The 12,265-nt window shown below is 43.0% G+C and carries 10 protein-coding genes; 9 read left to right on the top strand and 1 reads right to left on the bottom strand.

Translation table 11 applies throughout. The features are described from left to right. Positions 1–339: 339 nt before the first annotated feature. The 3 genes from BN1135_RS15615 (at position 340) to BN1135_RS15605 (ending at position 4,436) form a co-directional block, all read left to right on the top strand. Positions 340–1,266 (top strand): tyrosine-type recombinase/integrase, encoded by a 927-nt coding sequence (locus BN1135_RS15615; protein ID WP_223290147.1) that lies wholly within the window; start codon positions 340–342, stop codon positions 1,264–1,266. Positions 1,267–1,574: 308 nt separating this feature from the next. Then, positions 1,575–2,543, top strand: a complete 969-nt coding sequence (locus BN1135_RS15610) for a site-specific integrase (RefSeq protein WP_042022724.1) — start codon at positions 1,575–1,577, stop codon at positions 2,541–2,543. A 570-nt stretch (positions 2,544–3,113) separates the two neighbouring features. Further along, entirely contained in the window at positions 3,114–4,436 is a 1,323-nt protein-coding gene (locus tag BN1135_RS15605; protein WP_223290146.1) for a VapE domain-containing protein, read from the top strand. Positions 4,437–5,332: 896 nt separating this feature from the next. On the opposite strand, the gene BN1135_RS22675 is transcribed toward BN1135_RS15605, so the two are convergent. Beyond that, positions 5,333–5,455 (bottom strand): phage integrase N-terminal SAM-like domain-containing protein, encoded by a 123-nt coding sequence (locus BN1135_RS22675; protein WP_367888852.1) that lies wholly within the window; start codon positions 5,453–5,455, stop codon positions 5,333–5,335. Positions 5,456–6,435: 980 nt separating this feature from the next. On the opposite strand from BN1135_RS22675, the gene BN1135_RS15600 reads away from it, so the two are divergent. From BN1135_RS15600 to BN1135_RS21750, 6 genes are all read left to right on the top strand, one after another. Continuing rightward, entirely contained in the window at positions 6,436–8,010 is a 1,575-nt protein-coding gene (locus tag BN1135_RS15600) for an SIR2 family protein (protein WP_042022722.1), read from the top strand. 115 nt (positions 8,011–8,125) lie between these two features. Beyond that, positions 8,126–8,782 carry a hypothetical protein gene (locus BN1135_RS15595; protein ID WP_042022720.1) on the top strand — a complete coding sequence of 219 codons (657 nt, stop codon included), beginning with the start codon at positions 8,126–8,128 and terminating at the stop codon, positions 8,780–8,782. Between the two features lie 80 nt (positions 8,783–8,862). Then, positions 8,863–9,546, top strand: a complete 684-nt coding sequence (locus BN1135_RS15590; RefSeq protein ID WP_042022718.1) for a hypothetical protein — start codon at positions 8,863–8,865, stop codon at positions 9,544–9,546. A gap of 131 nt (positions 9,547–9,677) precedes the next feature. Beyond that, entirely contained in the window at positions 9,678–10,484 is an 807-nt protein-coding gene (locus tag BN1135_RS15585; protein ID WP_213391109.1) for a restriction endonuclease, read from the top strand. A 132-nt stretch (positions 10,485–10,616) separates the two neighbouring features. Next, a complete protein-coding gene (locus tag BN1135_RS21760) occupies positions 10,617–11,105 on the top strand; it encodes a hypothetical protein (protein WP_082186822.1) in 489 nt (162 codons plus the stop codon). Positions 11,106–11,931: 826 nt separating this feature from the next. Next, the coding region (locus BN1135_RS21750) for an autoinducer binding domain-containing protein (RefSeq protein ID WP_189987095.1) at positions 11,932–12,265 on the top strand (334 nt) is incomplete at its 3' end.

The following is a 12,265-nucleotide window of genomic DNA, read 5'->3' as shown; positions in this document are numbered from 1 at the left end:
TATTCGGAACAGTTATTTAGGTATCGCGTTGCTGCGAGAAAAAATCGAGTCAATCCCCAGCGATTTAGTCGAATTTTGAATATCAGGCCAAATAGGCATTTGAGTGGGTGAGGTATACCCACTCACGTGCTTGCCTGGCAAAGTAACATGTTGATTTTCATCATTAAAATAGTGTGACAGGCTTCTGCTGTTACTGGTCGTTAATTTGACAATTTATTTATTTCAAATATATTGAAAATTGACATTAAATTAGTTTTTGTTAGGTTTCACTTTTTATTTGACTTGGTTTTTGCTGAATGTAATCCTGCGCAAAATTATAATAATAAAAACAGGGTGCACATGAAAAACAACAACAATCTAAAATCAGATCCTCGTGAAAAAACGTTCAAAACCGCAGTAGAGGAACACCTGAACATAAAATATCAACAGGTATCAGACGCAACCTATGATGTTTTGTGTAGAAAGGCCAGGCAGCTTATCCGTAAATGGGGAAAAAAGAAGCTGGTTGATATTAATGCAACCGACATCGAAATGTATATTGCCAAACTGCTAAAACGCCTCAAAGGGAACACAGTCAATCAATATATTGACATTATGCGACAGGTATTTAACAGGGCCTATCGAGATGGCATTATAAAAATCAATCCGATGTGTCATGTCAAAAATTGTCGATTTGAGGTGGTAGAGCCTCAGCCATTCCTGCAATCAGAGATCCAGTTATTTATTGCACATCAACATATCAACCCTATTGGTGCAGCAATAATCCAGGTTGGTATTTCCACTGGACTGCGGATCAGCGAATTGTTGGCAATTAGCCGTGAGGCTATCGACATGGATAAACGCACACTGCGTGTTGATCTGGCCCTGGTAGATGGTTGCTATAAAACGCCGAAAACTAAAAGCTCCTGCCGAACAGTCGAGTTGACTGTCCCCGCGGTGCAGGCACTTCGCACCCTTCTGGAGCATGCTAGGCATCGCAAAGAGAAAGCGATTTCGGTCATGTGTGCTGACAATCGTACGCGGATCAAACTGCGCCGGACTTTATTAGCCTATTATCCGGATAAGCGACGTCAATACACCAGCGTCGATGAATTCAGAGAGGATTTTTTTGAGCCGTTTTGTGCCACTGCGGGCGTTACCTACCGAGGGCCATCGCAATTTAGACATACCTATGCCAGTCAACTGTTGTCCGCAGGTGTTAATATCGAATGGATTGCCAAACAGATGGGGCATACAAGTACCGCAATGATAAGGCGCCATTATTGAAAATGGTTAGTTGAGGATGCTGCGGATTTCAAAACATTAGCCGAAAACGCTCTTGCTCGTTGTTTCCGCCTTAATGAGAAGCCAGCTCTGGTTCCGGCCAACAACTCAGAACTGGACATGACTAAATTAATTGCCGACCCACAAATTCAGCAATATTTATTAGGGCTGGTTGCTCAATCAATGAAAAACATACATGTTGGTGAACCGCATTCTCAATCAGATTAGCGATAACTACTGTGATTCATATCGATATATTATTGATTCGATAATACGTTAAATAAGGGCCGTTAAGAGCCTAAGGAATAAAAATGGCTACAGAAAAAACAAAACTAGAATACGAAATGTTGGCAAAAAATATCTATCTTCGCCTTGAAAGAAAAAACATCAAGGTTACAGCTAAAAACATTTCAGATGAGCTGTTGGCCTGCGCGCCTGAATATCGTCCTGACTACTGGCGTCGTCTGCGTGGAGCACTTGTCTATCATCAAAAAAATCTGGGTTATGTCGAGGCCGCTGAGCGCATTATGGGATTACGTAATCCAGTCACGGCTCAAGGTAGCAATACTCCAATTAAGAAAAAGCAGAACAGGGTTAAGAGCATCAATCCTGCTGACCAAACCGCGCTGATCGATTATTTCAAAGCGCGGGATGATATAAGAATGGTTGCTGCGATAATACTATTTTCCTACACTGGCATCAGGCCCGCTGAACTTGCTGACATTACAGTAAATGGCGATAAAGTACGTATTGTGGGGGCAAAAAAGAGCCATAATGGTATTCGTGGTGCAGACAGAACTCTGCAATTTGAAGGCGTTGACCCTCGCTGGTTAAGCTCAATAGTCAGAGAAGCACAGTTCGCCAATATTAAATCGTTGCAAGATAAACTTCGCATTGCAGGAAAAAATTTATGGCCGAAGCGCAATCATCTCCCTACATTTTATAGTTGGCGTCATCAATTGGGGTCAGAGCTCAAAGCCTCCGGAATGGACCGCGTACAAATTGCCTATTTGATGGGACATCAGGCCACAGCCTCAGTTAATCGTTACGGAAATCGAAAATCAGCAAGAGGAGGACGTTTACCGAGTTGTCCTGCTGATGCTGACCTGAGCCACATTAGAGTGACTCACAGCGTGCCGTCTGCGGATAATAAAAGCTATATCCAGCCAAATACACCAATAATGGTGGTTGAGCCAAGTGAGGAATCAAATGTTAAGCGAAAAGGAATGGCTGCATTTATAAATAGAGACAAATCAAAAGATGATGGTTTCTCGCGGTAATATTCTCAATCTTTACTCATCAAAAATAGTCATGATTGGACATATAAACACCTAATGATGGTCTTCATTGGCGTGAAAAATATTACATGTAGCGCTTACGGATGCGCACGTAAGTGCGCCATGAAAAGAGTACGTAAGTACGCAAAGAATACAACCGTAAGTATGATTTAAAACACACCGTAAGCACGGCTGTTGAAAACCATACTTACGCACGTAAGTATGGGGGTGTGTCGAGGTTACGAGACCGGAACCCCCGTAGGTTGCGCAGCGACCGGAGTGGGGTGGAGAACCCTTTTTTATGGATGGTATGAAGCGGTCAATATGGGATGACGAAGGAGGCGGGTATAGGGGGCAAGGTGGAGTCTGACTCGGGACGAGGAGGAACAACCTTGACACCTATATCTCGGTGACGGTCATCCCATATTGATGGCGCAATACCATTCATAAAAACGGTTTGAATTTAATTGAGTGGAGCCATTTATGTTTTAACTACCCCACTCAATTAAAAAGTAGAAAATGGCAGAGGTTATATATAACAACAATCAGGTGATAACACCGAGGATAATAAAAATGAAAAATAATAAAAACAAAACAGCGGGGCATGATATTTCGTCATATGACGGTCAGAAGGACGGTGCTGCCACACCACAGGTGCAGCAGGCTGTCAGGTCGGTGATGCAGGGTAAACTGCTGACTCTGCCGGATATGAGCCCTACTGGCCGCCCCATCAAAACCAGCTCGAATTTGTTTGCTCTTATCACATTCAACGGTTGGGATCCACGCTACAACCTGATGACGGGTGAGGCAGAACTGGCTGATGCGGATGGTGAGCGTCTGGGAGGCTCTGAGGCGGGTCAGCGATCCGCGCTGGTTGATGCCTGCCAGTTGGCAGGTGTGCCGGATGCCGTGATTGAGGAGCACCTGATCGCGATTTGTGAGCGCCACAGTTATCACCCTGTGCGTCACTGGCTCGAACGTGGGGCACCGTGGGACGGGATACCGCGCATCGATGCGGTGATTGCTACCCTCAATGCTGCTAATCCCGTCTATGCGAGTGCGGTGTTACATGCATGGCTGGTTGGGTGTGTCGCTGCACTCTATCAACCGCGCTGGTACTCGAAATTGGTGCCTGTGTTGGTGGGGGCACAGTCCTATCGAAAAAGCGCCTGGGTGAGCCGTCTGGCTGCTGTGGTGCAAGGTTCGACCCTCGATTGTGCCATCAATCCAGACAAGCCTGATGATGTTCGTCGCGCAGTGTCTGCATGGGTTGTGGAGCTGGCTGAGCTTGAGAGTACGACCCGACATGAGGCGGGTAGCCTCAAGGCTTTTTTGACCCGAGAGAACGACAGCTATCGCCTACCCTATGCCCGCAGCATGACCACCAAAAAGCGCCAGACTTCCTATATTGCCACGGTCAACGGGACGGATTTTCTCAAGGATACAACCGGTAACGCGAGATTTGCTGTTATCGAGTTGGCTGCGGCAGCTGATGTTGAGGGCCTGAATTCGATCCTTGGATGGAGCTGGAGTGCAGGCCGTTTGTCCCAGACAGACCCTGAGCAACTGCGCCAGTTTTGGCTGGAGGTAAGGGAGCGCTATGAGTCAGGAGCAACGTGGTTTCTGGATGATGCAACAGCTGCACTAGCTGCATCGGAAAACGATGCTCACACAGACAAGGGTCCATATTATGAGGTTATTTACCACCACCATCTATCGCGTCCACTGGCCTCATCTGAATGGCTCACGGCGAGCGAGCTGTGCGCTCGCCACGGTGAGAGGCTGAGCATGGCGAGTAGTTGGGGTAAGGCACTCCGGTTGCTCGCGAGCGAGGGCAAGCTCCAGAGCCGCAGGGCGCGTTCTAATAGGACCGAGTACCTGCTTGCCCGTCGATAGCCCCAAAGAGAAGGGCAAAGCCGATAAATAGCCCACAAGCCCTGCCGACAAGGCAGGGCTTTTTTCTGCCCGTCTGTTGGACAGATGATTAATTGGTTAAGCGCAGGTTAAGTGGTTTTTTTAGCTTCTTAACCAGCCTCAAACCCTCGCCATTACTGACCTACAGTGGTTTTTGGTTAATTGATTAAGGTGATTTATATATAAACACTGAATAAACCTTGATAAGAGCCCATCCAGCACTCATCACGCTTCATAGCAACTTCACTTACTCAGCTTAACCATCATTACCTCAAACGCAGTCATGGCAAGGGTCTGAGGCTGATTAAGAGGGGATTCACTCGCTTAACCGCATCTAACCAAAGTAACCCATGACATTCAATAAAGATTACCGATCACCACCACTCGACAGGTGAATTAGGGCATGAGGTTGTAAAACGCAAACTGGGTAGAATCTGATTTTCTTATTGCCGTTGAGTGCTCAACGGCAGATTAGCCACATCAACCCCTCTGCGTCCTTGTTGGTGATTATCAGTCCGCATGAGTCATGCCAAGCAACCAAGCCGTTTCATTGATAATATTGGTTTTAGTCGTGATATAGCTCATGTTCATGGTTGTAAAAGCATGATAGTTTTGAATAAATTATGAGAAAGGCCCAAATGAACTCGATGTTATAGATTACTCGTTTCATTGTATCAACCGGCTAATGGCAATCGTCGATTGAGCCGTGGTGCAGGTCAAACACTCTGCCCAAAGGAAGCTGGCGCACACAGAATCGATTGCAATGCCGCAGACTGGGGCGGTGAGCCAGCGGGCGGTAGCGTTGTCTAGAGAAGGCTGCTGGGAGGCTTGCTGCTATGTTGGCATGCCATCGATAGCGAGGGCGTAATAAGCCAGATTTATAAAGAAAAACGAGAGCATTGCATTGCATTGACTGCCTGAGCCTGGGTTTTTGCTGCGACATGTCGATCACAGACCAGGAACGTAAGGAATTGCTGTACCTCAGCGTCTCCGAGGCTCAGTGGGTGACGCTACTGCTGGCTGTGGATGAAGAATGCAATCCAATATAGATGGGGGTTGATGGTGGCCATGGCATAACGCTCAGTGAGCATCAGCTCATACAGATACTGACAAGAAAAGGTGAACCAAGCTTACGCATCATAATCCCCCTTAGATTAACAGTATTTATATACTAGTGGAGCCCTAGGGTAGTTATAGAGGAAACGTTCCCCTTTATCCTACAGACAATGTGGAAAACCTTGATATAACACATTGAAATAATTGATAATAAGATGGATAAACTACAAGAAAATAGTTATGATATGTAGAATAACCACATGTTTCTATACGGAAACATTTCATATGATAAATTGTTATGCATCAGTGAACTAAATTATGCAAAATTTCGATTCGAATAGAGTTGGGCGTGATGTATATGCTGTTCTCGGCTGGATTATTGCGTCGATGAGCTTGATCAGTTTTGTTCAACGGGTGTTTAGTATAGGGATAGGGGCAATAGCTACCAGTTTCATTGACTACTATCGTCGATTAGCGCATACGGTATTTTCCTTTCCAGCGGAACTGTTCGGTGTTGCTATATCCAGATACTCTAGTTGACTTTTGGGCTTTGTCGTTTGTCTGCGCCGGTGCATATGCAAAATCAAAAAATGTTGAATTTGCACGTTTTTTTAAATTTCTTAAGCTAGAAAAGCAGTCTATAAAGCTGAGAGTCTTTGTTTTTTTTATATTTGGATTTACCGGGGTTAGTTTGTTTATTCCATTGTCAGTGCTTTCTATAAGCACCTATGTTGAAGGGGATATAACGCGAGATGCCTTAAAAAATCTTATGATCATTTCGTTAATTGTCATTTTGTTCTATATCCTTAATGCGTTCTCTCCATCAGCGTAAAAATGCATAACAAGTCATTCAAGTGGACCCGCTGACGCGGGCAGCTTCACTCCAGCGTTATGCCAAATCTCGAATCACAAAAAAGGACGATTCATGACTTTTAAGAAAAGTCTCACCGATCATTTTAAGAAATTTTCAGCCTCTCCATTCCTTTTCGTTGGTTCGGGTATGTCCAGGCGATACCTTGGTGCAGAAAACTGGGAAGAACTGTTGAAGCGATTTTGTGGATTGATTGGTGGAAATTACACAAAAATCAGATCTCAAGCAGATGGTGATCTAATGAAGATCGCCAGCATACTAGCTCAATCTTATAGTGATAAATGGTGGGATAGTGATATTAAAGGGGATAAAGAAGAACGCTACACTGAGCACTTGCTGAAGAAGGACTCACCACTAAAGATTGAAATATCTGACTATTTAAAAGATATTCATAAAAATACACTGGAAGAATATCAAGCAGAAATTGAGCTTTTAGCATCAAGTAAAATTGATGGTATCATTACTACGAACTGGGATCTATTCCTAGAATCAATTTTTAGCGAGTTCTCCGTTTTTGTGGGACAAGACGGGCTATTTTCTAGTAGAAATCATGGAATTGCTGAAATATACAAAATTCACGGATGTGCAAGTGAGCCAAATAGTCTTATATTAACATCTCAAGACTATGAACTTTTTCGTAAAAAGAACCCTTACTTATCGTCAAAATTACTAACGATATTTATCGAGCATCCAATAATATTTTTAGGGTACTCATTAACTGACCCCCATATATTGGAAATCCTAGAGGAAATTGTCGAGTGTTTCCCAGAAAGCAAGATGGACGCATTAAAAGAAAATATTATTTTCGTTGAGTGGTCTGCGGATGCCGACGAGCCGGTATTAACTGAGTCAATTATACTAAAAACACTTCCAGTTAAACTCATTAAAGCAAGCTCGTACATGGAAATATTTGAAGTTCTTTCAGAAGTAAAACGACGAATCCCTGCACACATATTTCGACAGATTAAGGATGAGCTATACGAACTCGTGGTGACTAACGACCCTAAAGGTAAACTTTATGTGAAAGATGTTGACGATTTAGATGGGGCTGAGGGGCAACCAGAATTCGTGGTCGGTTATGGAGCTATTAGCAAGATCAAGAAATCAGAGGAAATCGCTAAGCAAGGGATTATTGGTGTAACTCGAGAAGACATCGTCAGGGATGTTATTTTTGATAGCGGAGGTTATGACGATACGTCTATTCTTATTAACGCCTTTCCGAATCTAATAAAAGGTCAGGTAAACATTCCAATATATAAGTATTTAAACGGTGCAGGGCTAATAACCGAGAGTGGTGAAATAACCATTGACGGACTATGTGATTCAGTAATAACCCGAATAGAACATGGTGTGGAAAAACTGAGACCTAGTGGGTATGAGGAACAGCGTTCAAAAAACATTCCTCAGGTACAAGAGGGGATAGAAGAGTTATATAACGCCGTAGACTTCAACTTATTTTTGAGGATGGCAGTTTTTGTCCCTCCAGAAAAGGTTGATTTAAACGATCTTGAAAATATACTTAAAAAACATGCATATGATGATTTCTCCACAGGAGAAAAAAGTCAGTTCATAAAAATAGTATGTGCCTACGATCTTATTAAGTACTCACGTAGATACAGCCAGAGATAACAGGTTAATCAACTGGACGCATAACGGCTGTCATCGTTTTGCGAAATAAAAAGACGCAAAAACAACGCCAACCTATGCGCCAGTTATTAAAGAGTCATTTCTCATGAGGTCATCAATGGATTTGCTGAGCGGAAATTTTGAAGAAAGGCTAAGAGCTGCAATATCATTTGCATGGGACGTATTTTCACGGAAAGTTGGCGCAGGACTCATTGGAGTCAACAAGGAAGCTTCCATGCAACTGCACTACGCCAATATACTCAGCCAAACACTGCCACTAGTAACAGTGGAGGCTGACGAGAGCAGTCATGTCGAATTGGAAACTGGCGTGACTGTTGAGGGGAAATCAAGAGAAATTGACCTCTTGGTGGTTGGACTAAAAGGCCAAACAACTCACCGAATAGCCATTGAGGTTAAGTGCTACCGAACCAAAGCTGCGTCCGGAGGCAATCGCGGGGCCACTGACATTTTCATGAAAGATGTCTACGACGACCTGCACATCCTCGAACGGTACTGTGAAGAGAAAAAGGCAGACAGGGGGATTGCTCTTGTCATGAACGATCGAGAAGGCTTCGTTAATCCCAAGAAGAAAGAAAGTAAGTGCTGGGACTATGATATTTCCAACGGAAATATGGCTGGTCCTGTGGTGCTAACTACACAGGTTGGCAGCACCAAGATACCTATCAAGATCTCCTTGAATCGCCAATATATTTTTTCTTGGATACAGCATGGAGGCTTCTGGTTCGTAGAGTTAGAAGGTGTTGTGCTGGAATAACCAATCATTCCAGTGGACCATCAAAAAGCGGCGTTTTTTCGTCCGCCTAATTGAAACGTTAATCTTCTACGGTAAGAATTATGAATACCATATCTAATAACACTCATCGTTTTATAAAAGCAGCATATCAAGCCATTCGCACACTCAACCACAATATACTACTTGATAGGGATTTATATTACTTTCAACATGAGTTATTTGACAATGATGATTATATTAATCTAATCCTTAAACTAGAATCACACGCGGAAAGATTAGTAAGCAATCAAGAACTGAGCCTTGAATTTAATGACAACGTTGATATTGGTGACATCTATCCAACTTTTTATGAAACCATTAGCGCAACGCCTATTTATTCAGATGTAATTTTGCTTGAAAAACAGTCTATTTTAGTCCCACCTAAAAAGATCATGAATCTTCAATATTTACTAAAAATACCTAACACTAAAAATGGAGTTGATATTGAAAACCACAATTTTGGATATCACTTCCATTACGGGAAAGTAAAACCCAATAAAAACACAATTAATAGAACAAACCTTTTGTTTACATTCAACCCAATTAACAAGCCTGACAACATGCCTCTATACTACGAATATCATGCAAGTGGTAAAAATATAGATATATGTGTAGAGAAGATAGGTGAAAATAAACGCCACCCAATTTATCTAACTTGCAAAGAAAAGGGTCAGGAAATAGGTTTTGAAAATTTCAAAATACCTGCTGCTAAATCAGATGTATTCTACAATCCCAACAATCAGTAATCGAAGTTTAACAAAAATTGGTGTGGAATTGCTTCGCAACCCCACAAGTAAAGTTTATATTCACAGAGATATCACGAATGTCTGATGGAAAAGATTACGAACAATTCGTTAAAAGCCTTCAGTAAGCACTTTTGGACTCAGAGAAATTCTCCGAACAAAAGAACATCGAAATCGAGATAAATAAGAAAATACTCGATAACTTCGGGATTGAGCGCGAATTTGATCTGTACTGGGAGTACGAACTAGCTGGCGTAACATACAAAACAGTAATTGAATGCAAAGATTACGCTTCACGCGTTTCAATTGAAAAAATTGATGCTCTTATTGGTAAAATACGCGACATACCAGACTTAAAGCCAGTATTCGCCACCAAGACAGGCTACCAAAGTGGCGCAGAGGCAAAGGCAAAGGCCAACCGAATGGACCTTCTAATTGTCCGCAAGCAACGTGATGATGACTGGGAAGACAAGGACGGAAACCCACTGATTAGAGAAGTTAACATTGAAATGCAGATTCTACCCTGCCCAAGAATAACCAATTTTCGGCCTCGAATAGACGGGGGCTGGGCAAATGAAAATACAAATATAAACACAAGCTCCCAATTGATTTTGTCAGGCATGAATAATGAAATCTTCATTGAAGACGTTGTAAAAAAAGAAACTTACTCACTATATGACTTAGCGTCTAGATTGGTTTCGGAAGCGAATGGAGAGTACGGCGACTTAACCCACTCAGAGACTTTTAAAGAAGCGTATCTCATTAATAATGGACTAAGACTTAAAATGCTTTCTTATGAGGTTGATTTTTTTATTCAAAAACCAATCATCAACCCCGTAAATATTGATTTTTCAAAAGAGCTGGTCGGCGTAATTGAGTATCTACACAAGGGCTCCTCAACGGCAATCTTTAAGGACCGAATCATTAAAGATTGGAAATAGAATATAACAACTGGTTGAAATCGTTCGCTGCGCTCACTGGGACGGGCTAAAGCCCCCCCTTAATCAAACGTTAGATGCTTTTTGGTAATTAAGGAGTTCAGTATCAATTATCAAGAGTTAGCCTCCACTATCATGAGTGGAGAATATGTATGCGATGTTTCGAGTAAAATGTGGGTGTCAGCAATAAAATATGCAGTTGAAAATATTGAGCAATTTTCTTTTGACATCGATAGTATGCATATGCTTTGGATTGTAAATGGTGGGCATATTCGCCGAAATGTTAGCGATGATAAATTGATACTCAATTGGTTAAAGCTCATATTGCCAAAATATGATGGTAGTGACCTTCAGCTTTATCGTGGCGAATGTCTATTTCTTTATGACCAAGGCTTAATCGGCTTTTGCTGGACCCCGAAAAAACAGGTAGCAGAAATGTTTGCTCGTGGTCTAAATTCTGCTGAATCTGGTGGTGTTTTATTGAGTGCTTATGTTTCATCTGAGGCAATTTTAAGCGCTCCCAACAGCCATAGCGCAGACTGGCTTGGAGAGTCAGAGTATACTTGTGATCCTACTCAAATAGGAACTATCGAAGTGTTGCACAAGTATCCAAAATTGGATTAATCGGAACGCACCTAACATGGCGTTCCAGAGCGATTCATGCCGCGTGGCATTTTTAGTATGCGGTGTTTTTTGGTGGTGAAAGTGCTCTGCGGAAACTTGGTTTATGCGGCATTCACCCCTTCACCTTCACGCGGCGTTACCGCAAAGTAGGAGTTCGCGAGGACGTAAATTGATTCGTCATTCAGAAGAAACGATAACATGATTCCGATTGTCAGAAAGCATGTGCTTGACATTTCAGAATTTCTCTTTATAAAAGATGTAAAAATCTCATGGCAATAGCTTGAGCCAATTGCGCTGCTTTTATGAACGATGTTAATTTCGTAAGCCATTGAATGTAAAGGTTATATTTGTGCTGTGATATACAAAAGTGAGGGTTCGAATCCCTCCCTCACCGTCATATGATAAGCCCAAGCAATTAAATTGCTTGGGCTTTTTATTTATGTGCGATTTTTGATATGCCATTCACTATGCCATCTGATGTTGGCTGGTACGGAACTATCTCGTACCCCGTTGGACACAAATCTTCCCATGCTGGGTTGACGAGCATCAGCAACCTCATCAGCAGTAGAACCTCAACGCCCCCTCACGTGGCGAGACCTGCTTTGCCGCCCCTGGTGTCAATTAGTCGCCCGACATCAACGCAACATCGATACCTGACCCTACCCGTACCGATCGCTTGCCTATCAAAAGGCATCAAGCTCCAGGGGAAGGCTGTTGGTTCGATGCGTGACTTATACGAGACCGCATCAACAGCTGATGGGATATTGTGCTATCTGATTGATTGTTGATAGTATTTAGTATGTTTACTCGCTTTTAAGCCGAACGATTGACCATTACTCCGTTCTACTTCCTCAATACCACCGATGCACTGACGTTGATCACCGAGTTCGGTACCGCTACTGATGAGCAGTCTATCGTGACCTTACTCCGCTCACTTTGTCAGCAGATGGGATTTGACCATTTTCGTTTGGGATTCATTTCCCCCAGCTCGATACAGCGCCCTGACGTACGGATCTTCAATGGCTGTCCTGCTGACTGGGTTCAGGTTTATAACGAACGGGACTTTCTGACTGTCGATCCTGTCGTGCGTAAAGGCATGGTCTATAGCACGCCAATCCTGTGGGCCAATCTCATCACTGCGTGTTGCGACCAACAAGATG

The organism is Aeromonas sobria, assembly GCF_000820145.1.
Taxonomy (GTDB): Bacteria; Pseudomonadota; Gammaproteobacteria; order Enterobacterales; family Aeromonadaceae; genus Aeromonas; species Aeromonas sobria.
The sequence above is the reverse complement of the archived record's forward strand: the minus strand, read 5'-3'. Positions and strand labels throughout refer to the sequence as shown.

Excerpts from the sequence above, each read along its gene's own strand:
- BN1135_RS15615 (WP_223290147.1), top strand. The coding sequence starts at position 340 with ATGAAAAACAACAACAATCTAAAATCAGATCCTCGTGAAAAAACGTTC.
- BN1135_RS15610 (WP_042022724.1), top strand. The coding sequence starts at position 1,575 with ATGGCTACAGAAAAAACAAAACTAGAATACGAAATGTTGGCAAAAAAT.
- BN1135_RS15605 (WP_223290146.1), top strand. The coding sequence starts at position 3,114 with ATGAAAAATAATAAAAACAAAACAGCGGGGCATGATATTTCGTCATAT.
- BN1135_RS15600 (WP_042022722.1), top strand. The coding sequence starts at position 6,436 with ATGACTTTTAAGAAAAGTCTCACCGATCATTTTAAGAAATTTTCAGCC.
- BN1135_RS15595 (WP_042022720.1), top strand. The coding sequence starts at position 8,126 with ATGGATTTGCTGAGCGGAAATTTTGAAGAAAGGCTAAGAGCTGCAATA.
- BN1135_RS15590 (WP_042022718.1), top strand. The coding sequence starts at position 8,863 with ATGAATACCATATCTAATAACACTCATCGTTTTATAAAAGCAGCATAT.
- BN1135_RS21760 (WP_082186822.1), top strand. The coding sequence starts at position 10,617 with ATGAGTGGAGAATATGTATGCGATGTTTCGAGTAAAATGTGGGTGTCA.